Here is a 26,420-nt window from a genome sequence, read left to right as displayed (position 1 = left end):
AATCAATTTGAAAATATTCATAATTCTAGTATCTTTTCAAGCTAAAGGAATAAATTATAATCTATATTTATTTATAAAAATTGCTTTCAGTTAAATAAAGCTCAGCTTTCAATTTAGTATTACAATGCTATACTGTTATTCAGGAATGAATACTCATTGAAAATTAATTGAATACAAATCTAAAAGAATGAAGACAATTTCGTACTTAATTTTAATTAATATTTAGTGCTTTTAGGATTATAGAGTAATTAATATGGTATTTACTCTTTTTAGCGATTAATGTTCAGTTTTTTTTCACATTTTCGGAGTATCACTGAACAAAATAATACTTTATCGTGGTTCTAAAAGAGATGGATAAAAATGGCTGAAATTTCTTTGAAACGAAACAAAAAGCCTAAGTGGATTCAAAAATTCAGATAATACTTCCTATATCGTAATAATATTAAAGTTAAAATATTCCAACATTTGTTTAATGGTTTTACGAACTTTGTATCCGAGTAAATCAGCAAAAACCAGAGAACAATAATTATAATTATGCTAAGAAGACCCAGAAGAAACCGCCAGTCAGCCGCAATCCGTGCGATGGTTGAAGAAACAACTTTGTCGGTAAATGATTTTATCTATCCGATGTTTGTCATGGAAGGCAATAATCTTACAAGTGAGGTAAAATCTATGCCCGGTATTTACAGATACTCAATTGATAAGATATTAGAAGAAATGTCTGTTGTTCAAGATTTAGGCATTCGTTCCATCGCACTTTTTCCACTCTTGGCTGAAGATAAAAAAGATAAAATTGCTTCCGAAAGTTACCGTAAAGGAAATGTATATTTAGAGGCGATTCATCAAATTAAAAGTAAGTTTCCAGAAATCGCAATCATGTCAGACGTTGCGATGGATCCTTACTCTTCTGATGGACACGATGGTTATGTTGATGAAAAAGGAAATATTCTGAACGATGAAAGTTTAGAGATTTTAGCAAAAATGACTGTAGCTCAAGCAGAAGCTGGTGCTGATATAGTTGGACCTTCGGATATGATGGACGGGCGAGTAAGAGTACTCCGTGAAGCATTAGATAGCAAAGGTTTTATTAATGTATCCATCATGGCTTATTCTGCCAAATATGCTTCTGCTTTTTATGGTCCTTTCCGTGATGCTTTGGATTCTGCTCCAAAATTTGGAGATAAGAAAACCTATCAGATGAATCCTGCCAATGTACGTGAAGCGTTGATTGAAGCTGAACTTGACTACAGCGAAGGAGCAGATTTTTTAATGGTAAAACCAGCTTTGGCTTATTTGGATATTATCAAATCTTTGAACGATAATTTTGATATTCCGATTGCTGCCTATAATGTTTCTGGCGAATATGCGATGGTAAAAGCTGCTGCTCAAAATGGCTGGTTAGACGGCACCAAAACAATGGTAGAATGTTTAACGTCTATCAAAAGAGCTGGCGCAAAAGTAATTTTAACTTACTTCGCCAAAGAATACGCAAGCCTTACAAAGTAATGATGAGTATTAATGAAAAAGGGTAAAAGTTCGATAGACTTTTACCCTTTTTCATTCAATTAATATCTTTTCCTTCGCTAAGTGTTTTAATCATTTTGGCGACATTATCTTTTTCTACATCACTTGGTGCAATGGCTATGGCTAATTTTGCTTGTTTCAAAGCATTTTTATAATCTCCCAAAGCCGAATATCCTCTTGCTAAACCCACCAAAGGAGTGTATTCGTTTGGATTTTTACTTGCATTGAGTTTAAATGCCTCAAAAGCTTCTTGTGTTTTTTTCTCTTTCAATAAAGCTCTGGCATATTGATGGATTTCCAGCATATTTCCTTTGGGTAAAGCTTCTTTCATGACTGTTTCGGCTTCGGCTGTTCTGCCCAATAGTTTCAAGATTTCAGCTTTTGTACTTAATGTGGTAAAATTAGCTTCGCCAATATATCGCTCTTTGATTGAACGCTCTGCCCAAGATAACCCTTCTTCCAAATTTACTTTATTGGTTAAACAATAGTTTGCAGCTTGATTAAATGCTCTCCAATCAAACACTTTCTCTCCTCTGACTTCATTTCGCATAGAAGCGAAAACGGTTTCGTGCAAATCTACTTCTACTTTAAAAGGAATTTTCCATTTTTCCCAAAGCAAGGCAATCGTTGCAGAAGCTTCTGTTTGGTCTAAAAATTCAAATTTCAATCTTTCTACAAAAGCTTGCTCTTTTTGTGGCTTTACTTTTACTCTTAAAGCATCTTCTTTTTCATCATAATAATAGCTTCCCCAAGAAGTTGTATTTTTAGTGAATATCACCGTAACTTCATTTTCTTGCACAGCCATCATTAAACCATACTTTCCTGCTGGCAAAGCTTGTCCTTCAATTTTCACTGGCGTTGAAAAACTTATCGTCGTATTCTCATTAGCGCCTGCTCGCCAAGGTGCAGCCAACGAAGTACCAAAACCCAAATCTGCAAAACCATAATGCACTAATTGTCCCCAAATTTTACCTTCACGCCCTTTTACTCCCGGACGATGATAATTAATTGTTACATCTGTTAAACCAATTCGTTCACTTACCGATGCCATTTTGTTGCCACCATTCGGCGGTACGGTCAATTGAGCAGTGATGTCAAACATCAAAAACGTTGACAAGAGAAATGATAAGAAGACTTTTTTCATGTTTTCTAGCTTTAAATTTTTCGACAAAAAAAGAGAATATTTGAGACTGAAATTTTTATTTATGATAGATGGTACCGACCAAACATATTTTACGTAGGTATTTGGGTTGAGAATCTTATTTTTAAAATAATTTAAAATAAATTTCTTAGATTAATACATTTTAATTAAAGATTATTTATAAATTCGTAGCGATAGATTAAATCGTTCATTTATGAGAACAAATCGTTACCTAATCATTCTGCTTACATTAGTATCACTCCTTAGCTGCGAGATGAACGATTATGTACAGCCAGAAGCATTACCAGCGGTTACTCAGATTGGCAAGCAAACTTTTGGTGCAAAAATTAATGGTACTATCTGGACGCCCTTCCAACGATATAAAGCTAATCCGAATTTCAAGCCTGTTCCTGTAGTGTGGGGAAAATATCAAAATGCTACACTCAGGTTGTCTGTAACTAATCAGAATACTTTGGAGTCGATGAGCTTTATGATTAATAATGTGAAGGATACAGGCAGATACCAATTCATGCGATATTTCCCTAAAAATGCTGTTGAATTTACTCCTTTTGCGAGCGTCTATCAAAAATGTATTAACGGCAATTGCTCGCAATACGCTATTTGCCAAACCTGTGAAAACGAAGTGAATATTACCCGTTTTGACCCTGTTTCAAAAATCTATTCGGGTACTTTTAGCGTAACTTTTCAGAACAAAGAAAAGCCTTCTGAAATTTTGGCATTGAAAGATGGTCGGTTTGACATCAAGGAGTAATCTAAAAATGTATTATTTTCAATCAAAAACAATTTATATTTTACGTTCATGCTAGGTTGTTCGGTGTTTCACTGAACAACCTTTTTTTATTGCCAAAGTATTTTCGTTTGTATATTTGTCGCATCTTAAAGTTTTAAAATTTACGTTTAATCATTCAAAAAATGCCTGTAATAAAACCTGTAAAAGGAGTATCGCCTAGTTTAGGTGAAAATTGTTGGCTGGCAGAAAACGCCACTGTCGTCGGAGATGTGAAGTTTGGGAAAAACTGTACCGTTTGGTTTAATGCTGTGGTAAGAGGCGACGTAAATTCGGTAATCGTTGGTGATAATTCGAATATTCAAGACGGAGCAATTATTCATTGTACTTATCAAAAAACGAAAACGACTATCGGCAATTATGTTTCTATCGCACACAATGCTATCGTTCACGGTTGTACGATTGAGGACAAAGTATTGATTGGAATGGGTGCTATCGTAATGGATGGTGCTGTGATAGAAACGGGTTCAATCATTGCGGCTGGTGCTATTGTTACCCAAAATACTCGTGTTCCTGCTGGGACAATCTATGCGGGAAACCCTGCTAAATTCTTGAAAAATGTTTCTCCAGATGCTGCTGAGGTATTTATGAGAACTGCCAATAATTATATCATGTATGCCGAATGGTTTAAATAGTTTTAAAAAAATACAATCATGTCAACTATATTCACAAAAATTGTTAATGGCGAAATTCCTTGCCATAAAATTGCGGAAGACGAAAACTATCTTGCTTTCTTAGACATTACGCCTCTTGCCGAAGGACATACTTTAGTGATTCCGAAAAAAGAAATTGATTATATCTTTGATTTAGACGATGATTTATTGGCTGGATTAATGATTTTCGCTAAGAAAATTGCACCTGCTTTACAACAAGCAGTGCCTTGTAGAAGAATCGGTGTTTCGGTAATTGGTTTGGAAGTACCGCACACGCATGTTCATTTAATTCCTTTGAATTCTATGAACGATATTAATTTTACAAGAGAAAAAATGAAGGTTAGTCAGGAAGAATTGAAGGCAATTGCGGAGAAAATTACGAGCTTTTTATAATTTGAAAATTGGGTCATTTGAAGATTTGAAAATGAAAGAATTGTTAATCATTTTCAAATCTTCAAATTTTCAAATCTTATTTCAAATGTGTCTTCAATATATTGATTTCGGCTACTGGAGCAGCTTTTTCGTATAAAATTCTATAAACGGCATCAATGATTGGCATATCCACACCATATTTTTCATTGATTTGATGAATACTTTTTACGGCATAATATCCTTCTGCTACCATATTCATTTCTATTTGAGCTGATTTTACGGAATAACCACGACCAATCATATTTCCGAAAGTACGGTTTCTTGAAAACTGAGAATAAGCAGTCACTAATAAATCACCTAAGTATCCTGAATTATTCAAATCACGAGAAGCCTGTGGATAAGCATAATCTAAAAAACGTTTGATTTCCTGCATCGCATTAGAAACCATCACTGCTTGGAAGTTATCCCCAAAACCCAAACCATGCGTAATACCACAAGCCATTGCTACGATATTTTTAATAACAGCACAGTATTCCACGCCATATAAATCTGCAATTGGGTTCGCTTGGATGTATCGACAACTTAATAAATTCGAAAATTCTTGGGCTAAATTAATATTTGGCGAGCCAATGGTTAAATACGACTGCTTTTCTAAGGCAACTTCTTCGGCATGGCAAGGACCAGCAATCACACACATCTGTGTTAATGGCACACCAAATACCTTTTCCATCCAGTCGGTCACCAACATATTCTCATCAGGAATCATCCCTTTGATAGCCGATACTACTTTCTTTCCTGCAAAATGGTTACGAGTAAGATTCTTTAAAGCATCAGGCACAAAAGCCGCTGGCACAGCCAAAATCACATAGTCAACACCATAAAGAGCATCATACATTTTGTAATAAGCCTTTACTTTTCTTGGATTCAGTAATGCGTCGGTTAGATAGCTTGGATTGTGATTATACTTTTTGATAAAATCCACATCCGATTTACGGCGAAGCCACCACTTCACTTTAACATTATTTTCAGTTAAAATTTTAATGATAGCCGTTGCCCAACTACCACCGCCCAATACAGCAATTTGTGTGGGTAAACCTTTTTTGAAAGCAGGTATTTCTGTCATATTAAATTTAAGGGAAGAAAAACTCTTCAAAATACTTTTACTAAGACAATTAGCGCAAGTATCAATTATTATCCTTTTTATCTAGGTTGATGTTTGAAAACATCTGATTGAGATGCAAAGGTTGATTTACAAATCTAACAAGGCTCTGAGCAAAAAGAAAACAAAAGCAAACAATATTTTGAAGAGTTTAGCCTAATAGGCTTGTAAAGTGTTTAATCATCTCATAGATTCTCTAGTTTTTATCGGTACTCTTGCCTTCTTGAAAAGTACACAATCTTAAAATAATTGTCCGCAATGACCATTTCATCTTCCGCAATTCAGTTTAAAAGTACACAATTCTAAAATAATTTTCCGCAATGGCTATTTCATCTTCCGCAATTCAATTTGAAATTACTCAATCCCGAAATAATTTTCCACAATGACCATTTCATCTTCCACAATTCAGTTTGAAATTACACAATCTTAAAATAATTTTCCACAATGACCATTTCATCTTCCGCAATTCAATTTGAAAAGCACACAATCCTAAAATAATTTTCCGCAATGACCATTTCATCTTCCGCAATTCAGTTTAAAAAGTACACAATCCTAAAATAATTTTCCTCTGAAGCATTGTCCACATACTCTTTTCTAATCTCATTATTGGTAAATGCTGATAAAACAAAAAAGCCTCAAACAATGGAGAAACGCCACTATCTGAGACTTTTTGTAAAATGGTTTGTTGATACTTTGTAAAATTAGCGTCAAAACTACCTAAGCTCCATTTGAAACTGGACTTAGGTTTTTTAATTCTTCTTCAGTATAAACTTGTGAACGAATGATAAAGCGTAAGCCTAAAGGGATTTCTAACGAAAAACTTGCTCCTCTTCCTTCCACTACATCCAAAGTCAGTTGAGTATATTGCCAATATTCAAATTGGAAGGCACTCATATAAAACTCGCAACCGTAAATTTCTCCCAACAAAACATCATTTTCCCCCGTTTTAAACTCCCCTACAGGAAAACACATCGGAGCAGAGCCATCACAACAACCTCCACTTTGGTGAAACATGATTGAACCATGTTCAGCACGAAGTCTATCAATTAGTTCCTCTGCCGCAGCAGTGAGTAATACTCTTGGGGTTTTGTCCATGATTTTATTGAGTGAGGAGTGTTGAATGCTGAGTGAGGATTTTTTTAGTTTTGGAAATATATTTTCAGAGTTCGAGATTAAAAACTGTTCACTCAGAAAATATCTGAGTAAAATGAAACCTCACTCAGCTCTCTTCACTTCACATTTAAAAAACTCCTCACTCAGCATTCAACACTCATAATTTAAAAGAATCCTAATGCCTTTTTATCATAAGAAATCAACATATTTTTGCAAGAACGATAATGGTCGAGCATCATTTTGTGGTTCTCACGACCAAAGCCTGATTTTTTATAACCACCGAACGGAGCATGAGCAGGATAAGCATGATAACAATTCACCCAAACACGACCTGCTTGGATAGCTCTTGGTACTTGATATAATTCATGTGCATCACGAGTCCACACACCAGCCCCTAAGCCATAAAGTGTGTCATTAGCAATTTCAATTGCTTCTTCAACTGTTTTGAAAGTCGTTAAAGCCGCTACTGGACCAAAGATTTCTTCTTGGAAAACACGCATTTTGTTATGTCCTTTCAAAATAGTTGGTTGGATATAATAACCATTAGCAGCGTCACCTTCTTGTAAGTGAGCCGAGCCACCACAAAGTGTTTCAGCACCTTCTTCTTCACCAATTTTCAAGTATGATAAGATTTTTTCGTATTGGTCATTAGAAGCTTGCGCACCAATCATCGTCGTCATATCCAATGGATGCCCTTTTTTGATTGCATTTACTCTGGCAATTAATCTTTCAATAAAGGCATCTGCGATAGACTCATGTACAAGAATTCTTGAAGGGCAAGTACAGATTTCACCTTGGTTCAAAGCAAACATCGCTGCACCTTCCAAACACTTATCAAAGAATTCGTCATCAGCATCCATGATACTTGGGAAGAAAATATTCGGAGATTTTCCGCCCAATTCCATCGTCACAGGAATGATATTTTCTGAAGCATATTGCATAATTAAGCGTCCAGTAGTCGTTTCACCCGTAAACGAAACCTTTGCAATTCTGGTAGAACTTGCCAAAGGTTTACCAGCTTCTAAACCAAAACCATTTATAATGTTCACAACACCCGCTGGTAAAACATCTTGTAATAATTCCATCAAACACATAATGCCTACTGGCGTTTGTTCGGCAGGTTTCATCACAATAGTACAACCAGCCGCCAAAGCAGGTGCCATTTTCCAAGTAGCCATTAAAAGTGGGAAGTTCCAAGGAATAATCTGACCAACCACACCAAGTGGTTCGTGAATAATTAAAGAAAGTGTATTGGGGTCATGTTCAGAAGCAGTTCCTTCGTCTGTTCTGATACATGCAGCAAAGTAACGGAAGTGGTCAACGACTAAAGGTAAGTCAGCTAAAATTGTTTCTCTGATTGGCTTACCATTATCCACCGTTTCTACAACAGCCAAGTAATTGAGATTTTGTTCAATAATGTCAGCAATTTTTAGTAAAATATTACTTCTTGTTGTAGCAGAAGTTTTTGACCAAGTTTTAAAAGCTTCATGTGCTGCATCTAAGGCTAATTCTACATCTTCTTTAGTAGAACGGGCAACTTTTGTAAATACTCTACCATCAATTGGCGAAGGATTTTCGAAGTACTGACCCTTCACAGGAGCAACCCACTGACCGCCGATAAAGTTTTCGTATTGATTTCTAAAGATTGGTCTTGCTACAAGATTGTCGGTATTTGAGCTCTCTACTAGAGGAGCATCTATTTCAAGATTTTCCATAATAAAAATTAAATTCGTTTTGAATGATTTATTTTTTACAAATTTATCTTGAATTATTACCATTAGTATTTACTTTTATATCACAAAACTTGATGATAGTATCATTATAAGTAAATGCTGTAATTCAATAAGATGGCTAATAAATTGACGATACTCTCATAAAAATTGACAATCGTATCATTGAAGATTGACTCAATTGCATCAATAATCTAGCTATTGTATTATTGTAAGAAAGTTTTAAAGAATTTGAATCCTAATAAAACACAAAGTACAAAATCAACATGAGACAAATCCATAAACCCCAGTCGCCCACTTTAAAGCCGATAAAGGATTTACTGACACTTGTCGAGAACCGTACTGTATATTCATTAGATAATTTTGAATTGAATATTTTTGAAACACATCAAAAGAGTGAAGATGTTCATTTGAAGTTCAACAGCTTTGTACTGACTACGATGTTCAGAGGAAAGAAAGTAATGCACCTTTTTGATAAACAAGGTTTTGAATATCTTCCTGGTGAATCTGTCATTGTGCCAGCGAACGAAGAAATGAAGATAGATTTTCCAGAAGCTGATTTTTCAAACCCAACACAATGTATGGCTTTAGCCATCAAAAGCGAGCAAATTAAGGAAACCGTAAATTTATTGAATGAAAAATATGCCAAAATAGAAGAACATGAATCTTGGCAAATAGACTTAGATACTTTCCATTTAAAGAATTCTTTAGAAGTAACTAACACGATTGACCGTCTGGTAAAAGTTTCCACAGAAACCAATTCAGCGAAAGATTTATTTGCCAATTTTATGATTAATGAATTGTTAATCAGATTAATGCAAACACAAGCAAGAGTATTAATTGTAGATAATTATAAGAAATATGCCAATACCAATCGTTTTGCCTTTGTGATTCAGTACATCAAAGAACACATTACTGAAAAATTGAGTATTGAAAAGTTGTGTGATTTAGCTTGTATGAGTAAACCCAATTTCTTTCGTCAATTCAAAAGAGAATTAGGCATTACACCGATTGATTTTATTAATCAAGAGAGAATCAAAATAGCCAAAGAATTATTGGCAGAAACCAGAAATGATATTAGCGACGCTTGTTTCAAAGCAGGTTTTGGAAGTACCAATTACTTTTTTATCATCTTTAAGAAACATGTAGGCATTACACCCGGAAAGTTTAAGGAAATGTGTATGTTATCGGGAGGAAAAAATATTTTAAAACTTACTTAGTAGAATTGTTAGGCTACAGAAAAGCAAAAAGCCCTCACTCGTTAAAGTGAAGGCTTTTTTATTGTTATTCTGAATGGTTCTTACAAACCTTTCGCTTTTTTCACGATTTCTTCAGCCAAGTTTTGTGGCACGAATTCATAGTGAGAGAAAGTTAAGTTTGCAGTAGCACGTCCAGATGACATAGTACGTAAGTCAGTTACATAACCGAACAATTCAGATAAAGGAATATCTGCTTTCAAGATTACAGCACCTTGTTTAGAATCCATACCTTTCATCATACCACGACGACGGTTCATGTCACCAGTGATAGGTCCAGTGTATTCGTCAGGAGTAACAACTTCTACTGCCATGATTGGTTCCATGATTTTAGCACCAGCTTGTTTAGCAGCTTCTTTGTAACCCATACGAGCAGCCATTTCGAATGACAACGCATCTGAATCGACATCGTGGAAAGAACCGTGGAATAAACGAACTTTCATTGAATCCATTGGGTATCCAGCTAAAGCACCGTTTTTCATTGCTGCTTCGAAACCTTTTTGGATTGAAGGAATAAATTCTCTTGGAATAACCCCACCAACGATACCGTTAACGAATTCTAAACCTTCTTTACCATCTTCTCTTGGTCCCATTTCGAATACGATATCGGCAAATTTACCTTTACCACCCGATTGTTTTTTATAAACTTCACGGTGTTCAGTAGATTTCGTCAATGATTCTTTGTAAGCTACTTGAGGAGCTCCTTGGTTTACTTCTACTTTGAATTCACGACGCATACGGTCGATGATGATTTCAAGGTGAAGCTCACCCATACCTTTGATGATAGTCTGTCCAGTTTCTTCGTTAGATTCTACTTGTAAGGTTGGATCTTCTTCGATTAACTTACCAATAGCTTTCGAGAAGTTATCTTGGTCAGCAGATTTCTTAGGCTCAATAGCATAACCGATAACTGGATCAGGGAATACCATTGATTCAAGAACGATTGGGTTTTTCTCATCAGATAAAGTATCACCAGTTTTGATGTCTTTAAATCCTACTACCGCAGCGATATCACCAGCTTCTAATCTTTCGATAGAATTCTGTTTGTTAGCGTGCATTTGGAAGATACGAGAAATACGCTCTTTGTTTCCAGAACGGTTGTTCAAGATATAAGAACCAGCTTCCAAAACACCTGAATAAGCACGAACAAAACATAAACGACCTACGTAAGGGTCAGTTGCAATTTTGAATGCTAATGCAGAGAAAGGTTCTTTAGTCGAAGGTTGACGAATTACTTCAGCATCAGTACGTGGGTCAGTTCCTACGATATTATCTTTGTCCAAAGGAGAAGGTAATAATGCCATCACATAGTCAAGCATTGTTTGAACACCTTTGTTTTTGAATGAAGAACCACAAAGCATTGGAACAATTTTCATCGCAATCGTAGCAGCACGAAGAGCAGCTAAGATTTCATCTTCAGAAATTGATTCTGGATCTTCGAAGTATTTTTCCATCAAAGACTCATCAAATTCAGCTACTGCTTCCAATAGTTTCTCACGGTATTCAGTTGCTTCATCAATCATATCATCAGGAATAGGCACAACTTCAAAAGTCATTCCTTTATCATGCTCGTTCCATTTGATACCACGGAAGTTAACTAAGTCAACAACACCTTCAAATTTATCTTCAGCACCGATTGGTAATTGTAAAGGCACAGCATAAGAACCTAACATTTCTTTTACTTGACGACAAACATTCAAGAAGTCAGCACCAGAACGGTCCATTTTGTTAACGAAACCCAAACGAGCTACGTTATAGTTGTTTGCCAAACGCCAGTTAGTTTCAGATTGAGGCTCAACACCATCAACAGCACTAAATAAGAACACAAGACCATCTAATACACGTAAAGAACGGTTTACCTCAACGGTAAAGTCAACGTGACCAGGAGTATCGATAATGTTAATGTGGTAATCTTGTTCTCTGTATTTCCAGCTTACAGTAGTTGCAGCTGAAGTAATGGTAATACCTCTTTCTTGCTCCTGCTCCATCCAGTCCATTGTTGCTGCACCATCATGTACCTCACCAATTTTGTGGCTTACGCCAGCATAGTAAAGAATACGTTCAGTGGTTGTTGTTTTACCCGCATCAATGTGAGCAGCAATACCAATGTTTCTTGTGTACTTTAAATCACGTGCCATTGTTAATATGTTGATTATTTGTTTTTTATCGTTTTTCTTAGGTTAATTGTGACGAACAAAATATAATTAAAAACAACTTTTTTAATTATGTTCGCCTTTATCCTAATAAATTAGGGTGCAAAATTACGCAATCTTAGTTAAATACAAAAACTTTGTGTGTTTTGTTTTGATTATCAGTCACATCTAAGCCCTTAAAAAAACAAAAAACGTCTGATGCAATTGCTACAGACGTTTTAGTATCACCTAACCACTAAATATAATATTGTTAAATGAGCAATATTGTACTCATTTTATGCTAAATCTTTGCTTTAAACCTTGCAGATTCTAATTGAGCTTGTTTTCCTTCAGAATTATTACCGATAATTATCAGTTCTCCTTCTATTTCAGTATCAGTCAATTTTGTAATATTTACTCTACCTACTCCGTTTTTCAAACCTTCATCATTTGATAATGTTGTTTGATAAAAATTATTCAATTCTCTAAAACGGTTTACGTCTTTTATCAAATTTCCTATATTTTGTACTTTACCTTCGCCCGGAATAAAAAACGTGCCTTTCTCTTGAACATCGTAGAGCTTAATAAAAACAGATTCTGAAGTTTTTTCATCAATTATTGCGATTGATAAAGTTTTCAAACCTCTTTCTGTACCTTTTTTAACTTCTACTTTATCAGAGTAAATAACATGTTTGTAGCTATCTCCAAAATTGATTTTTCCTGAGAAAAAACCTTTGTTAGCATTATTCAAGGCTTCTATATTTCTACTGTAGGTAATAACAGTTGCTATCGAAAGCAACAAAATGGAGATTACTACTATAGGATTGTTTTTTAAAATTCGTTTCATAGGTTTTGTTGAAATCAATTGTTTTTACAAGCTATTAATTTCTTTTTTCAATAAATATTAATTGTACTTTTCTTATATTTCAACTACAAAATTACAAATTATTTTCCGAAAGTTACAAAAGACTTAACATTATGTCTTCTTTAATTTATTATACGGTAATTATTTTGTTCAACGCTGTAATCAATAGTTGACTGCTTACAAATAAAAAATAACTCTACCCTATGCAGCACTAACAGTAAAGACGTGTAAAATCTCCTAATGGTTGTCTTAACGCTTTACTTTTTATTAAATACTTATTTCATATATGACGCAGACTCATGCACTTTAGTCACTCCGTTAGTCGTTAAAGTATAATTGAAGCCCGGCTGGATTGCATAAGCACCATATTCTCCTTTTTTATTCAATGCCAAATAACCAATTTGGAATTCTTTGTAATTATATCTTTTTACAATTCTCATGATAGCTTCTTCACAAGCTTGCTGAGGTGTCTTTCCATTACGCATCAATTCCACGATTAGAAATGAGCCAAGGGTTTTTAACACAAATTCACCAAGACCTGTTGCACAAGCACCACCAACTTCATCATCACAAAAAACGGCAGCACCAATTACAGGAGAATCCCCTACTCTTCCGTGCATCTTAAAGGCTAATCCACTTGTTGTACAAGCGCCTGAGATTTCTCCTTGATTCCCTAAAGCAAGTAAGCCAATAGTATCGTGGCGTTCTATGTTAATTTTAGGTTCGTATTTAGACGTTTTCTTCCATTCCTCCCAAGCTTTTCTGGCCGTTTCAGTTAAGAGATTTTCTTTTTTAAAGCCTTGAGAAAGTGCAAACTGTAAAGCACCTTCACCCGAAAGCATTACGTGTGGTGTTTTTTCCATTACTGCTCTCGCTACAGAAATTGGATGCATGATATGCTGTAAAAAAGTAACCGAACCTGCATTCCCTTTTTCGTCCATAATACAGGCATCTAAAGTAACATTGCCATCTCTGTCAGGAAAACCACCATATCCTACCGAAGTATCATTTGGATCTGCTTCAGGGATTCTTGCACCCGCTTCAACAGCATCTAAAGCTCTTCCTGTTTTTTGGAGTGATTCCCAAGCAGCAGTATTGGCTTTTTCATTTTTCCATGTTGAAATAACTACAGGAAATTTAGCCACATTTTCATTATTGGAAGCTTTAGCACTTACTGAGGCAATTACCGACAAAGCGGTGGTTTGTTTAATAAAGGTTCTGCGTTGCATGAAGTATTTGTTGATTAAAGATAGTTTTTATTTCTACCAAAGATTTTAAAAGATAAGGATAATAATGCTACAAAGATAGCTCATCAATTTATCAAAAAATCTAATCATTTAAAACTCTTTCGTTTTGAAATATACAATTTCTGTACCTAATTATTAATTTCAAAAGCTCATAAAGCATTTATTGAGATACTTATTAGTCCATTTGCTTATTAAGTCTTCCAAAATGGCACAATCAATTGATTTTCAGAGATAAAATTTCAAAAAAAGATATTCTGAAATTATTTTTTTGATTATTTTAGTGTGGAAAATCTACAAAATCAAAACCTGTTCACCTCATGAAACCAACACTTACACTACTTACTTGGGGATTTTTTTTCTCAATCTGTCAAGCACAAACTATTTACTTTAGTCAAAACTTCAATACTGCTACCACTAGCTCGCAAACTCCATTTGAAAATGCCAGCGCTCCAACAATTGGTCAGTTCAATTATATTACCAATGCTTTGATTACGCCAACGGGCGAAAAGTTTTTAAAATTCATCGGCAATAATTCCATTTGCAGAGCTACTAGAAGTACCGAATTTTCACCCATTCCCCCCACCTTATATGTACAATTTTCGGTTAGAGCCAGTAGTATTGGGGCAGAAAACCCCGATGCTGTAGAATTCTATTTCGGAAATGGTGCTAATTTTGATAATACTACAACGGCACCCATTACTCCTGTGATGAGTATCAAATTTGGTGTTAATACTCCTTCAAGCTTGATTATTCAAGGTAGTAGCCAAGTCGCTACGCAATTTTTAACCGTTACTTTATTCATTAACAATGATAATCGTTCTATGACTTACAACGATGGAACAAGAAGTGGAACGGTTGATGCAAAAAAGTATGATTTGTATGTTGGAACAAGCTTAATTAGCAATGATTTATCATTAAATAATACCTTGGGCAACTTAACGCAATTTAAGATTTTAACAAAAAGTATTATTGGTTCTCCGACTTTAGATTTTGATAATTTCATCATTAAGAATGATTTCGTGGTACTTCCTATTGAGCTGATTTTTTTCAAAGCTCAACATTCAGGAAATCAGCGAGTAGCACTTACTTGGGCAACTGCCACAGAAATTAATAGTGATTTTTTTGTTGTGGAAAGAAGTAGAAACGCCATTGATTACACCGAAATCAGCAAAATAAATGCTGCTGGTAGTTCTTCAAAAACGGTTAATTATCAATTTGTTGATGAAAATCCATTGTTCGGAACAAACTATTATCGTTTAAAACAAGTAGATAAAGATAAGAAAGAGCAAATTTTTCGTCCTCAGTCTGTTATTATTTCAGATGAAAACATTCCATTCGGAGTATTTCCAAATCCTACAAATGCCTCAGAATTTTATGTAAAAGTGGAAGATGTTAATGAAGCAACACTTAGTTTTTTTGATTCACGTGGTAGCACTATCAACTTCGAAAAAATCAATGTCACACAAACTTCAATCAAAATTATTCCTTCATCTATACTTCCAGAAGGTACTTATTTTCTAAAAGTAAAAACCTTGGGTGACATCAAAGAACATAAATTGATTATTGCAAAATAAGCTCAAAAGTCTAAGTAAATGTACTTATTCTATCCTAATTCTTGTTAAAATACAAAATATAAACAGCCAAGAAAAGGCAAAATATGTTATATTTGATTAAACAACCGCCGATGAAATCCATTTAAATAATCACAACTATGGCACTACAATACTTATCAGACCCCCATGGGAAAACGACCGCTGTTGTTATACCAATAAAAATCTGGGAAATTATAACAGATAAACATCAAGACCTGAAAAAACTAGAAGGTGCTTTTACACAAAATAAAGAAATCGAACCACTTGAAGATATTGAGAAAAGTTTCAAAGAAATGCAAAGAGTAAAAAAAGGCAAATTACTTAAGAAAACCTTTGTTGATTCTTTTCACAAATAGTCCGTCTGTAATTTTTTAAAAAATAAGAAGCCACAACTTTTGCTGTGGCTTCTTTGTATTTTATACTTCTGGAACTACTGTTTTTCCAAAGTATTTTTGTCTGATTCTTTCGTTGATGTAATACATACAAGGAACAATAACAAGGGTAAGAATCGTAGAGAACGTAAGTCCGTAGATAATTGTCCAAGCTAAAATATTCCAGAATGCTGCACTGTCAGAACCTGTATGAATATGTGGGTTTAGTTCAGTAAACATCGCCACAAAGTCGATACTTAAACCAATCGCTAAAGGTACCAAACCTAACACTGCGGCAGCAGCCGTTAAGATTACCGGCGTTAAACGAGTACTTCCAGCTTCGACAATGGCTTTTTTCAATGGATAACCTCGATGAACTAACTCATCAGTAAATTCGATAAGAAGAATACCATTTTTTACCACAATACCAGCCAAAGCAATAATACCAACACCCGACATGATGATTGAGAAAGTTTGACCAAATGCCATGAAACCTAACAATACTCCAATGAACGAAAGTAAGATGGTTACAAAAATGATAATTGGTTTCGAAATAGAGTTAAACTGCATCACCAATACCAAGAAAATCAATAATACCGCAGCGATAAGTGCTCCTCCCAAGAAATCTCCTGTTTCTTTTTGGTCTTCTTGCTCACCACCCATACGAAGCGTATAGCCACTCTTTACTTCCATATCATCAATTAAAGTCTGAATATCAGCTACAATTTCATTAGCATTATATCCTTGAACAACGTTTGAACTCAAAGTAACCACACGTTCTTGGTTCTTACGGTTAATCTGGCTATATGATGTTGAATATGAAATATTAGCAATAGAGTTCAATGGTACTTGTCTCAAAGCTCCACCCATTACCATATCTCTATAAGTGATATTCAAGCTCAATAATTTTTCAATCTGATTTCTGTCTTCAGATTTGATTCTCAATTGAATTGGATACTCATCTTTATCATCTCTGAATTTAGAAATCTCTGTACCAAACAAGGCTGTACGAACTGCCATTGCTACTTGTGCAGACGAAATTCCTTCACGTTGTGCTTTCTCTTTGTCAACGTCAATAATAATTTCAGGTTTGTTCGTAATTAAATCAGATTTTAATTCTTCAATTCCTTTGATACCCGATTTATCAATAGCAAGACGAACTTGTTTTTCTAATTTTACCAATTCGTTGAAATCATCTCCCGCAATTTCAATGGCAATTGGCGCACCTGTTGGCGGACCATTGTTTTCTCTATCAACCGAAATGACTGAACCTGGCAAAGGCAAAGCTTTAATTTCTTTACGTACCTTATCTAAAATTACTTCAGAAGAAATTCCTCCACGGTTAACTTTACTGACAAAAGCAACGGTAACTTTAGATTTATGTGGCGTTGGCGCTCTGTCTGGATTGGTAGGATCACCAGCATTTTTACCAACATTTGAAATCACCGAATTAACAATTCCTTCAGCATTTTCTTTTTTCAATACTTCAAAAACCTTTTTCTCAATTACTTTAGTTACCGAATCTGTTACTCTAGCATCTGTACCTATTGGCATATTGTTGTAGATATAAACATAGTCAGGGTCGCCACTAGGGAAGAAAATTACTTTCGGCTGCACAATCCCCATCAACACAAAAGTAAAAATCAACAAAACAACCATTCCGATTACCGCAAAAACTGGACGATAACCTGTAATTACCCAAGAAATCAATTTTTGATAATTATTTTTGAAAGCAGGTAATGATTTTTCTTGGAAAGGAATAATAATTCTTGGCGTAAGTATAAAATGGTTGAAAGCATACAAAAGAATAATCAACACAAAGAAATTACCCAAACCAACATTTACTAAATAACCCAACAAAGCACAAACTCCCAATATAATCAAAGGCTTTTTTAAGGATGCTACACTTGTATCAACATGCTCGTTTTCGTCATGACGTACCATGAATGAAACTGCAAAAACAGGATTCATCACATAAGCAACAATCAAAGAAGCAATCAAAGTACAAATCAAGGTAATTGGTAAGAATTTCATGAATTCACCAACGATACCCGGCCAAAAAAGTAAAGGAACAAAAGGCATAACCGTTGTAGTTGTTCCTGATAATACAGGAATAAACACTTCGGAAGCTGCTAATTTCACTGCATCTACAATTGAAATATGACGATAACGATTGAAAATACGGTGTGAGTTTTCGATAACCACAATGGCGTCATCCACTACAATACCAAGCCCTAACAAGAAGGCAAAAAGTACGATTGTATTCAAAGTAAAGCCCATGAAATACAATGGAATAAATGCTAACAAAGCCGACAAAGGAACTGATAACCCCACAAAAATGGCATCACGAACACCCATGAAGAACATCAAAACCAATACTACGAAGATAAAACCTAAGATTACTGTATTAATTAAATCGTTGATATCGCCTTTAGTTCTTTCAGATGAATCGGCTGTAATTTTCACTTCTAATCCTTGCGGCAAACGTGTTTCCTTAGCTTCTTCAATGATCTTTTCAATCTTTTCAGAAGCAGCAATCAAATTGGCTCCACCACGTTTGATGACGTTCAAAGTAACAACTTTTTTGTTGTTCAAACGAGCAAAATCTTGTTGTTCTTCGCTACTGTCTATTACCTCGGCAACATCTCCCAAACGAATCATTGCTCCTAAAGATGAACGAAGACGAATATTTTGGATTTGCTCCATCGACTTAAATTCACCTTTTACTCTTAGCGTTCTACGAATACCTTCAACACTGAGTTCACCACCCGAAATGTTTACGTTTTCACCTTGAATTGCCATTTGAACATCACTAAATGTAAGTCCAGCAGATTGCGTTTTGTATAAATCAAGGTTAATCTGAATTTCACGAGTTAATGCACCAACAATATCTACACGAGTAATTTCGGGTAAACCTTCAATCTCATCTTGTAAATCTTCCGCAAAATCTTTCAACTTCGCCAAAGGGAAATTCCCAGCCAAGTTGATGTTCATAATAGGGAACTCAGAAAAGTTAACATCCTGAACAACAGGCTTTTTTGTTAAATCTTTTGGTAATTCAACAATATCAACTTTATCTTTTACTTTTCTTAAAGCATCGTCAACTTTTACATCAGGATTGAATTCTACAAGAATAATCGAGAAATCTTGTAAGGAATTAGACTTTACTTTTTTCACCCCAGCAATCGTCTTAATTTGCTTTTCAATGGGTTTAGTAATCGTATTTTCAATATCTCCAGGGGTTGTACCAGCATAAATTGTTTGCACATAAATTTGCGGTACTTTAATATCTGGAAATTGTTCTTTCGGTAAAATATTATAAATAACAATACCGACAATAAATAGCACTACGGTGAAAAGATACACCGTTTTCTGATTAGTTGCCAACCAACCAATCATGTTGTATATAGCCCCTGCACCATGTTTTTCGTTGGTGAGGGCTTCGTTTTCTTCTTGCTCTTTCATGATAAACGTTGAGTGATAGTATTATTAAATGGTGGTTTGGGCAGTTATGAATGTTAATAAGCCACAGGAGTACCATCTACTAATTCTTGATAACCTTGTGTAATTACCAAATCACCCGCAGTAAGTCCTTCTAAAATTTCAATATTCCCGTTGTAAGAAATACCCGTTTTGACAACTTTACTACGTGCTATTTTCTTACCGTTTTCAGTCACTGCCACATATACAATATCACCCAATTCTGTTTTTTGAATAATGCTTTGATTCACAACCAATGAATTCGCTTTTGTTAAATCATTAATATTTACAATAGCCACTTGGTTTGGTTTTAAACTTCCTCCTAAACTCGGAATATTAGCTTCGATACCAAATGTTCTTGATAAAGGGTCAACCAAAGCATTTACTACAGAAATTCTTGTGTTTAGCTCTTTGTTAATGTCTGGAAACTTTACTGTCATACTAGCACCTTGTTTTACAGAACCAACATAAGTATCCGCAATTTTTGCAGTGATTTTTAAGTCACCCACATTAACAATCTGAGCAATTGCTGCACCCGGAGAACCCATCTCTCCTGCTTTCTGGTTAATTTTTTCAACTGTTCCAGAAATCGGCGCATATACTTTACTCATTGCCAATTGCGCTTCCATGGTTACAATACGTTTCTCCAAAGATTCCTTATTAGCTTTTGCTTGAAGGTATTGTACTTCAGTACCAATTTGCTGATCCCAAAGTGTTTTTTGCTTGTTGTATAAAGTAACTGCCAATTCTAACTGGTGCTTGATTTCAGCCAAAGATTCTTTCAATACATTATTATCAATTGTTGCGACCAATTGTCCTTTTTTGACAGATTGTCCTTCCACAATTAATAAACTCGTAATTGTACCAGCCATTTGTGGTGTAACCTGAAGAATATTTTTGGAAGTAACTACACCTTGTACTTCTACAAAATGTTTGAAGTTTTCTGCTTGGATTGGTGTTACAGCAACTGTGATTACTTTGGCTTCGGTTTTTTCTGAACTTAAACCTACTTCTTTTTCAAGGGCTTTGATTTTAACATCAAGTTCTTTTTGTTCAGCTTTCAGTGCTGCCAATTCAGCTTTTTTGTCAACTGGTTTGCTGCAAGACGTTAAGAATAAAGTACTTGTTAACATACTCCCCACCAATAATAATTGAAGCCCAGCGAGCTTAGAGGTATTTGATTTATTCAATAAAGATTTCATGTTGATATGAGGGTAAATTTCTTTTATAATCTAAATTATTTAATGTTCTTAATTTGAATTTATTCACTGTAAAGACGACCAAGTGCTTTATCTAAATCTACTTTTGCAACCAAGGCATCATAGAAAGTAGTGAAGTAATTGATTTGAGATTCTTTGTAAGCAATCTCAGCATTCACAACTTCCAAATTTGAACCTACACCTTGTTGGTATTTTATTTTAGAAACTCTTACTACTTCCTTCGCCAAATCCATATTAGTTTTTTGCTCTTGTAGGGTTTCATAAGCATTTTTCAAAGTAATATGTCCTTGTTTTGTTTGTAAGTCGATTGTATTTTCATACAACTCAAAAGTATTTTTGATTTTTTGTAAAGCATTTTGTGCCTGAACAATCCTATATTTCCTTTGGAAACCATCAAAAATTGGTACTTGTATCGACAAACCAAGTGTTGCGGCATTGAACCAAGGTTTAGTGACTAAGTCAGAAAATTTAGGGCGACCAGCCGAATAACTGTAACTACCATTAAGCATAACTCTTGGCAAATAACCTACCTTTTGGTTTTTCAAATCCAATTCAGCCAAACGATTTTGAGTTTCTAAAATAGAATACTCTATTCGATTAGCATATTTAAAATCCTGTGGTTTTTCAGGTAGTACTTCAGCAAGCTTAATATCTGCTAATTTATCAGTCAGAATGATTTCCTCTTCAACTTTCTTACCCATTTGAAACTTCAAAAGATTGTAAGTCAAATCTTGTAAACGACTTACATTCTTCATCTCAATTTTCAAATTATTCAACTGTACTTCAAGGCGTTGCACATCAATTTTTTCTACAAACCCTTGTGCATTCAATGCTTTTGTATCACGCATTAATGAATCCAGACGACCCACATTTAAACCAAATAATTTGATTCTTTCGTCATTGACTAAAATTGCATAATAAGTTTTCGTTACACTTTCAGCTGCTTCTTGTTTTGATTGAACCAAAGTTTTTTTAGATAATTCTTTGTAAACATCAGCTGCTTTTAAGCCTAACAAATAAGAACCATCAAATAAAATCTGGCTAAGATTTACACCTGCTTGCCCACTATTAGCAACTCCAAATTCAGCCGCTATCACATCTCCTTCTTTAGCACTTGGGTCAAATGTTTTAGCTGGAATAAATACTTTCTGAATAATTAAATTGTTGGTATAACCAACATTACCATTTACTTGAGGTAAACCAATACCCTTTAACTCACTTACTCTTGCTTCTGCGCTTAGAATATCAATTTGAGCATTTTTAATAGAGGTATGATTCTTAACAGCATAATCTACCGCTTCACGAAGAGAGTAGCTTTGCTGAGCTTTTACGAGTTGTGAAGTAATTAAAATGCTAAATAACAGCAAATTACTTCTTAGAATTTTTCTCATTGGAAGTTTACTTGGGTTGGTATTCATTATAAATTTGTGTTCCTTTATTCGTTAAAACGCCTCGAATAAAATGGTCTAAAAGTTCTAATTGTACTTCTACTAAAGTATGTTGAGTAATGGAAAAAATATGAGGGTCAAAACCCATTTCAATTTGTTCTAATCTCATTTTTGCCAGAATATCTATTTTTATTTCTGGTCTAAAATAACCTTGTTCAATGCCTTCTAATAAATCTTTTTTAAGGTTTTCAAAAATAAAGTGTTGCTTATGTTCTTGAAAAATCTTCCATGATCTGGGATGATACTTCTTGATGTCAAACAATGTTGTAGGATTTACCTCAGAAAATGCCTGCTTCATTAACTCCATTGATTTTACCATTCTTTCAATGACATTGCTGGTATTATTGTATAAATCATCCCATTCACATTTATCTTCTATCATTTCACCCAGAAACAATTGATACACAATATCGTCTTTGTCGTCAAAATGTAGATAAATTGTTTTTTTGGAGATTCCCAATTCGTTTGCAATATCATCCATCGTAACGGACTTCACCCCGTAACGGAAAAAAAGTTCTTTCGACTTTTTGATGATTCTTTCTTTAATTTCCAATTGATATAAAAATTTGGTACGGAAACTTTAGAAACATTCAAAGTTTCTTATTGCAAAACTATGGAAACTTTCATCTGTCACAAAGTTTTTTATGATTTTTTTTAGAAAAGGCAAATGACTATGATAAACGGCTACAACTTTCTGGACTCCCTATATATTTAATATGTGTAGGTTATGTTAAATAATTGTAAAGTAAAGCACTTTAATCACTCGAAAATTATTTGTATTTTTTTTATATCCCTCTCTATCCTGAGTATAAATAATTTCTCAAAAATGTTTATGTAAAAAAAATTATTAGTCAAAAAACATACCAATTTTACCATATCTCACATTCTTTTTTTAAAAGTATATAACACAAAAAAGACCGCCAGAAAACATCATGTTCTTGACGGTCTTTTTTATTTATTGATTTATGCACTAATAAACCAGTGACGTAATTTATGAATTAATGGTTGGAATTATCTTCCAAAATCATCTTGTAATCTCACAATATCGTCTTCATCAGAAGGTTTTTCAGGGTCAGTATGTTGCCAAATTTCTGCAACAATACCCCAACCAGATAGACCGATTAAACGGTGGCGTTCGCCAGTATCCATCTGAATAAAACTTCCAGATTCTAACACTTTTACTTCTTCAGATTCTTCGTCGGTATCACTAATTTTTACTCCGACAGTTGTACCAGCAATTACTTTCCAAATTTCAGCACGACGGAAATGGTATTGCCAAGACAAACGTTTCTCTGGTGCTACTACCAAAATTTTAGGTGATAATTTATTGGTAATTTGAATTTCAGACATTTCCAAATGTGGAAAATACTTCGCTGCAAAAGCGGGTGCTTGTGCTTCATCAATTACAAAAAAACCTCCCCAAGGACGAGTTTGGTCTTGCTTTACAACAGTAAAATTTTCCTCTGCCAAAGCAGTAGCAATTTGTTCAAAGATAGATGCCTTATCAGCATCTTGTGAAAGGGTAAGATTCATAAGGTTTGACAGTTTTTTGAGTCACAAAGTTAAACGTTTTGAAGAAATTCCTTTTCAAAGAGAAAAACTATTTGCGATTTCTAGGCTTATCTTTGTTGAACACTTCTATCAAATAAGAATAATAAATTATTAAATAGTATTTTAAGATGAATGGATTGCTGATTGTAATGGCTGATACTAATACTTACGATGGTAATCTTTCTACGATTGCGATTGATAGAGTATTAGGAGCATTGAAATTCTTGAAAAATAATCCAGAATTTCATGTGCTTTGTACGGGCGGTTTTGGTAGCCATTTTAATACTTCTGAATATCCGCACGCTCAATATTTACAAAATTTCTTGGTAGAAGAAGGGATTGCTCATAATCGTTTTGTAGAATTTTCACTTGGTGAAAATGTAATGGATGATATTCAACTTTGTCAAAGAATTATCAATCGTTACGAGCCAGACATGGTTGCTGTTATTACTTCGGATTTTCAAGTAGAAAGAATCCGTTTTACTTTTCAAAAGTATTCAGATTATCAATTCTTTATTTTCTTAGAAGTAAAATCAAATTTATATGAAGAAGAAATGGAAAGGTTAGTCAGACTTGAACAACAAGCACTCAATCGTTTGAGGTTTTTACCATAAAAAAGAGAAGTTCACAAATGCAAACCTCTCTTCATTTTACTTTACTATAATCGTTTATTGTTTGGAAGCATACTTAGCTTTTCCTTCATCCAAAAACTTTACGAAGTTTTCAACATTCAAATCAAAAGCTTTAGGAGTAGCCAAAGTACCTTTTTCATCATTAGGATTCACCAAACAGTAATATGGTTGTGCATTTCCGTTGAATCTTACAATCTGAAAATCTAAATTCTGGTCGCCCATCGAAGTTTTTTCTTGTCCGTCATCTTTAGAAGTGTACCATTTTTCTTTGGCTAATTCTGTTTTATCATCTACATATAAAGCCACGACTACATAATCTTCTTGCAAACGTTTCAACACTGCTGGGTCTGACCACACGTTTTCTTCCATCTTTCTACAGTTCACACAACCGTGACCTGTAAAATCTATAAAGATTGGTTTATTTACTTTTTTAGAATATGCTACAGCTTCTTCATAATCAAAAAAACCTTGAAGTCCATGTGGCAAAGTAAGGAACTCACTATACTTCGGTTTCGGAAAATTTGCATCGCCTTCAGTTTTTACCGATGCACCAGACGAAACAAAATCTTGCGTAGTAAGCGGAGGTAACCAACCTGCCAAAGCCTTTAAAGGCGCTCCGAACATTCCGGGAATCATATAAACGACAAAAGAAAAAACCAAAATTGCCATCAACATCTTTGGAACACTTACTTTTTCAGTTTTATCATCATGTGGCAATTGAATTTTCCCTAATAAATATAAACCAATCAAAACGAAAATTACAATCCATAAGGCCAAATATACTTCTCTATCTAAAATTCCCCAGTGATATACTTGGTCGGCTGTACTTAAAAATTTAAGAGCTAAAGCCAATTCTAAAAAGCCTAAAATTACTTTCACTGAATTCATCCAGCCACCAGATTTTGGTAAGTTTTTCAACCATTGTGGAAAAATAGCAAACAAAGTAAATGGAATAGCAAATGCTAATGAAAAGCCCAACATACCAATAACAGGCTTGATAATTTCTCCTTGGGCAGAAGCAATCAAAATCGACCCAGCCACTGGACCAGTACAAGAGAACGAAACTAAAACCAAAGTAAATGCCATGAAGAAAACCCCGATGATTCCACCTCTGTCTGACTGTGCATCTATTTTATTGACAAAATTGGAAGGCAAAACAATTTCAAACCAGCCTAAAAATGAGATTCCGAAGAAAACAAAAATGACAAAAAACAACATATTAGGAATCCAATGCGTACTTAGCCAATTGGCAAAGCCTGGACCAGCCAAGGCAGCGATTAATGTACCGAATAATACATAAATGGCTACAATCGAAAAACCATAAAGAAATGCTAATTTTCTACCGCCTTTTTGTTTAGTAAAAAAACTTACTGTCATCGGAATAAGCGGATACACACATGGTGTTAATAATGCCAATAAACCTGCTCCAAAAGCTACCCAGAAGAACGCAAAAAGTGATTCTTGTGCTACAGGCGTTTCTTCAACGCTTGTTTCAATTGGTGCATCTGTTTTCGCAGAAGATAAAGTATCAGCTTTTACAACTGAATCTGTTTTTGCTAAAACCGTATCTTTATTAACAACAGGCTGAATAACAGTAGCTTCAGTTGAATTTGCTACTTTTTCTTCAATTTCATTGCTGTTTTTTTTTTCAGCTCCAGCTAAAGAGAAAACACCTTTTACAGGAACACATTGACCTGAAACGTCTGAACAAGATTGGCTATCGTAAGCACCTTCAATTAAAAATTTCGCCTTTAAAACCTTGACACTCTGACGAAAAGTTGCTTTGTGTTTGAAATAAGTATATTCTCCGTTCCAGATTTCTTTGTCAAATTTCTTTGATGGATTAATAGCCTTCAAGCCACCAACGGCCTCATAAGTATCGTTCGCTTTTAATTTAATTGTGGTAACGGTTGGTCCTAAATCTTCACTAAAATCAGAAGAATACAAATACCAATCATCTTGAATATTGACAGTAAAAACGATGTCAATCGTTTCTCCAACAGCAGGATTTGCTTTTGATAAAGCCCAAGACCATTTGGCAGGTGTAATTTTTTGAGCAGAAATTGCTACAGAACAAGTAAGTAAAATAAATAAACTTAAAAATAACTTTTTCATCTGTTGATGGA

Annotated in this window: 21 protein-coding genes; 8 read left to right on the top strand and 13 right to left on the bottom strand. The window is 34.6% G+C overall.

Translation table 11 applies throughout. The features are described 5' to 3' along the window. Positions 1-534 precede the first annotated feature (534 nt). Positions 535-1,506 carry a porphobilinogen synthase gene (gene hemB / locus VB776_RS06025; RefSeq protein ID WP_323327010.1) on the top strand — a complete coding sequence of 324 codons (972 nt, stop codon included), beginning with the start codon at positions 535-537 and terminating at the stop codon, positions 1,504-1,506. Positions 1,507-1,561: 55 nt separating this feature from the next. Here hemB and VB776_RS06020 read toward each other — a convergent pair whose 3' ends face one another. Continuing rightward, complete coding sequence (locus VB776_RS06020; protein WP_323327008.1) at positions 1,562-2,668, bottom strand: DUF2911 domain-containing protein; 1,107 nt, start codon at positions 2,666-2,668, stop codon at positions 1,562-1,564. A gap of 211 nt (positions 2,669-2,879) precedes the next feature. Between VB776_RS06020 and VB776_RS06015 the strand changes: the two genes are divergently transcribed. From VB776_RS06015 to VB776_RS06005, 3 genes are all read left to right on the top strand, one after another. Then, on the top strand, positions 2,880-3,437 hold the full coding sequence (locus tag VB776_RS06015; RefSeq protein ID WP_323327006.1) for a hypothetical protein: 558 nt from the start codon (positions 2,880-2,882) through the stop codon (positions 3,435-3,437). Between the two features lie 161 nt (positions 3,438-3,598). Further along, on the top strand, positions 3,599-4,108 hold the full coding sequence (locus VB776_RS06010; protein ID WP_323327005.1) for a gamma carbonic anhydrase family protein: 510 nt from the start codon (positions 3,599-3,601) through the stop codon (positions 4,106-4,108). An 18-nt stretch (positions 4,109-4,126) separates the two neighbouring features. Next, the gene (locus VB776_RS06005) at positions 4,127-4,519 is read left to right on the top strand and encodes an HIT family protein (RefSeq protein WP_323327003.1); all 393 of its coding nucleotides are present in this window, start codon (positions 4,127-4,129) and stop codon (positions 4,517-4,519) included. Between the two features lie 76 nt (positions 4,520-4,595). On the opposite strand, the gene VB776_RS06000 is transcribed toward VB776_RS06005, so the two are convergent. The 3 genes from VB776_RS06000 to VB776_RS05990 form a co-directional block, all read right to left on the bottom strand. Beyond that, a complete protein-coding gene (locus VB776_RS06000; RefSeq protein WP_323327001.1) occupies positions 4,596-5,621 on the bottom strand; it encodes an NAD(P)H-dependent glycerol-3-phosphate dehydrogenase in 1,026 nt (341 codons plus the stop codon). Between the two features lie 753 nt (positions 5,622-6,374). Beyond that, on the bottom strand, positions 6,375-6,752 hold the full coding sequence (locus VB776_RS05995; protein WP_184135146.1) for a DUF779 domain-containing protein: 378 nt from the start codon (positions 6,750-6,752) through the stop codon (positions 6,375-6,377). A gap of 182 nt (positions 6,753-6,934) precedes the next feature. Next, entirely contained in the window at positions 6,935-8,485 is a 1,551-nt protein-coding gene (locus VB776_RS05990; RefSeq protein WP_323326998.1) for an aldehyde dehydrogenase family protein, read from the bottom strand. 281 nt (positions 8,486-8,766) lie between these two features. Here VB776_RS05990 and VB776_RS05985 point away from each other — a divergent pair, with 281 nt between their 5' ends. Further along, the gene (locus tag VB776_RS05985) at positions 8,767-9,720 is read left to right on the top strand and encodes an AraC family transcriptional regulator (protein ID WP_323326996.1); all 954 of its coding nucleotides are present in this window, start codon (positions 8,767-8,769) and stop codon (positions 9,718-9,720) included. A gap of 80 nt (positions 9,721-9,800) precedes the next feature. Here VB776_RS05985 and fusA read toward each other — a convergent pair whose 3' ends face one another. The 3 genes from fusA to VB776_RS05970 all read right to left on the bottom strand — a co-directional run bounded on the left by fusA (position 9,801) and on the right by VB776_RS05970 (position 13,982). Continuing rightward, complete coding sequence (fusA, locus tag VB776_RS05980) at positions 9,801-11,894, bottom strand: elongation factor G (RefSeq protein WP_323326994.1); 2,094 nt, start codon at positions 11,892-11,894, stop codon at positions 9,801-9,803. Between the two features lie 295 nt (positions 11,895-12,189). Next, positions 12,190-12,735: a hypothetical protein gene (locus tag VB776_RS05975; protein WP_323326992.1), complete on the bottom strand. Its 546-nt coding sequence runs from the start codon at positions 12,733-12,735 to the stop codon at positions 12,190-12,192. Between the two features lie 293 nt (positions 12,736-13,028). Then, positions 13,029-13,982 carry a N(4)-(beta-N-acetylglucosaminyl)-L-asparaginase gene (locus VB776_RS05970; RefSeq protein WP_323326990.1) on the bottom strand — a complete coding sequence of 318 codons (954 nt, stop codon included), beginning with the start codon at positions 13,980-13,982 and terminating at the stop codon, positions 13,029-13,031. Between the two features lie 335 nt (positions 13,983-14,317). On the opposite strand from VB776_RS05970, the gene VB776_RS05965 reads away from it, so the two are divergent. Together VB776_RS05965 and VB776_RS05960 are read left to right on the top strand one after the other, a co-directional pair. Then, the gene (locus tag VB776_RS05965) at positions 14,318-15,574 is read left to right on the top strand and encodes a T9SS type A sorting domain-containing protein (RefSeq protein ID WP_323326987.1); all 1,257 of its coding nucleotides are present in this window, start codon (positions 14,318-14,320) and stop codon (positions 15,572-15,574) included. 137 nt (positions 15,575-15,711) lie between these two features. Next, the gene (locus tag VB776_RS05960) at positions 15,712-15,948 is read left to right on the top strand and encodes a hypothetical protein (RefSeq protein WP_323326985.1); all 237 of its coding nucleotides are present in this window, start codon (positions 15,712-15,714) and stop codon (positions 15,946-15,948) included. Between the two features lie 60 nt (positions 15,949-16,008). Here the strand turns inward: VB776_RS05960 and VB776_RS05955 are convergent, their stop codons facing one another. From VB776_RS05955 to VB776_RS05935, 5 genes are all read right to left on the bottom strand, one after another. Then, positions 16,009-19,362, bottom strand: a complete 3,354-nt coding sequence (locus VB776_RS05955) for an efflux RND transporter permease subunit (protein ID WP_323327088.1) — start codon at positions 19,360-19,362, stop codon at positions 16,009-16,011. Positions 19,363-19,481: 119 nt separating this feature from the next. Then, a complete protein-coding gene (locus VB776_RS05950; RefSeq protein WP_323326983.1) occupies positions 19,482-20,645 on the bottom strand; it encodes an efflux RND transporter periplasmic adaptor subunit in 1,164 nt (387 codons plus the stop codon). Between the two features lie 59 nt (positions 20,646-20,704). After that, a complete protein-coding gene (locus tag VB776_RS05945; RefSeq protein WP_323326981.1) occupies positions 20,705-22,054 on the bottom strand; it encodes a TolC family protein in 1,350 nt (449 codons plus the stop codon). A 7-nt stretch (positions 22,055-22,061) separates the two neighbouring features. Then, positions 22,062-22,664, bottom strand: coding sequence for a TetR/AcrR family transcriptional regulator (locus tag VB776_RS05940; protein ID WP_323326979.1), 603 nt, complete (start codon positions 22,662-22,664; stop codon positions 22,062-22,064). Positions 22,665-23,122: 458 nt separating this feature from the next. After that, positions 23,123-23,644: a cupin domain-containing protein gene (locus tag VB776_RS05935; protein ID WP_323326977.1), complete on the bottom strand. Its 522-nt coding sequence runs from the start codon at positions 23,642-23,644 to the stop codon at positions 23,123-23,125. Positions 23,645-23,790: 146 nt separating this feature from the next. Between VB776_RS05935 and VB776_RS05930 the strand changes: the two genes are divergently transcribed. Further along, the gene (locus VB776_RS05930) at positions 23,791-24,276 is read left to right on the top strand and encodes a YdcF family protein (RefSeq protein ID WP_323326975.1); all 486 of its coding nucleotides are present in this window, start codon (positions 23,791-23,793) and stop codon (positions 24,274-24,276) included. Between the two features lie 54 nt (positions 24,277-24,330). On the opposite strand, the gene VB776_RS05925 is transcribed toward VB776_RS05930, so the two are convergent. Beyond that, entirely contained in the window at positions 24,331-26,409 is a 2,079-nt protein-coding gene (locus tag VB776_RS05925) for a protein-disulfide reductase DsbD family protein (protein ID WP_323326973.1), read from the bottom strand. Positions 26,410-26,420: the final 11 nt, after the last annotated feature.

The sequence above is a fragment of the Arcicella gelida genome (genome assembly GCF_034931025.1).
Lineage (GTDB): Bacteria > Bacteroidota > Bacteroidia > Cytophagales > Spirosomataceae > Arcicella > Arcicella gelida.
This window is presented reverse-complemented; position numbering and strand designations above follow the sequence as displayed.

Bases quoted from the DNA above. Each gene is read 5' to 3' on its own strand.
- VB776_RS06015 (WP_323327006.1), top strand. From the start codon at position 2,880: ATGAGAACAAATCGTTACCTAATCATTCTGCTTACATTAGTATCACTC.
- VB776_RS06005 (WP_323327003.1), top strand. From the start codon at position 4,127: ATGTCAACTATATTCACAAAAATTGTTAATGGCGAAATTCCTTGCCAT.
- VB776_RS05965 (WP_323326987.1), top strand. From the start codon at position 14,318: ATGAAACCAACACTTACACTACTTACTTGGGGATTTTTTTTCTCAATC.
- VB776_RS06010 (WP_323327005.1), top strand. From the start codon at position 3,599: ATGCCTGTAATAAAACCTGTAAAAGGAGTATCGCCTAGTTTAGGTGAA.
- VB776_RS05970 (WP_323326990.1), bottom strand. From the start codon at position 13,982: ATGCAACGCAGAACCTTTATTAAACAAACCACCGCTTTGTCGGTAATT.
- VB776_RS05990 (WP_323326998.1), bottom strand. From the start codon at position 8,485: ATGGAAAATCTTGAAATAGATGCTCCTCTAGTAGAGAGCTCAAATACC.
- VB776_RS05945 (WP_323326981.1), bottom strand. From the start codon at position 22,054: ATGAGAAAAATTCTAAGAAGTAATTTGCTGTTATTTAGCATTTTAATT.
- hemB (WP_323327010.1), top strand. From the start codon at position 535: ATGCTAAGAAGACCCAGAAGAAACCGCCAGTCAGCCGCAATCCGTGCG.
- fusA (WP_323326994.1), bottom strand. From the start codon at position 11,894: ATGGCACGTGATTTAAAGTACACAAGAAACATTGGTATTGCTGCTCAC.
- VB776_RS05925 (WP_323326973.1), bottom strand. From the start codon at position 26,409: ATGAAAAAGTTATTTTTAAGTTTATTTATTTTACTTACTTGTTCTGTA.
- VB776_RS06020 (WP_323327008.1), bottom strand. From the start codon at position 2,668: ATGAAAAAAGTCTTCTTATCATTTCTCTTGTCAACGTTTTTGATGTTT.
- VB776_RS06000 (WP_323327001.1), bottom strand. From the start codon at position 5,621: ATGACAGAAATACCTGCTTTCAAAAAAGGTTTACCCACACAAATTGCT.
- VB776_RS05995 (WP_184135146.1), bottom strand. From the start codon at position 6,752: ATGGACAAAACCCCAAGAGTATTACTCACTGCTGCGGCAGAGGAACTA.
- VB776_RS05985 (WP_323326996.1), top strand. From the start codon at position 8,767: ATGAGACAAATCCATAAACCCCAGTCGCCCACTTTAAAGCCGATAAAG.
- VB776_RS05950 (WP_323326983.1), bottom strand. From the start codon at position 20,645: ATGAAATCTTTATTGAATAAATCAAATACCTCTAAGCTCGCTGGGCTT.
- VB776_RS05960 (WP_323326985.1), top strand. From the start codon at position 15,712: ATGGCACTACAATACTTATCAGACCCCCATGGGAAAACGACCGCTGTT.
- VB776_RS05975 (WP_323326992.1), bottom strand. From the start codon at position 12,735: ATGAAACGAATTTTAAAAAACAATCCTATAGTAGTAATCTCCATTTTG.
- VB776_RS05955 (WP_323327088.1), bottom strand. From the start codon at position 19,362: ATGATTGGTTGGTTGGCAACTAATCAGAAAACGGTGTATCTTTTCACC.
- VB776_RS05930 (WP_323326975.1), top strand. From the start codon at position 23,791: ATGAATGGATTGCTGATTGTAATGGCTGATACTAATACTTACGATGGT.
- VB776_RS05935 (WP_323326977.1), bottom strand. From the start codon at position 23,644: ATGAATCTTACCCTTTCACAAGATGCTGATAAGGCATCTATCTTTGAA.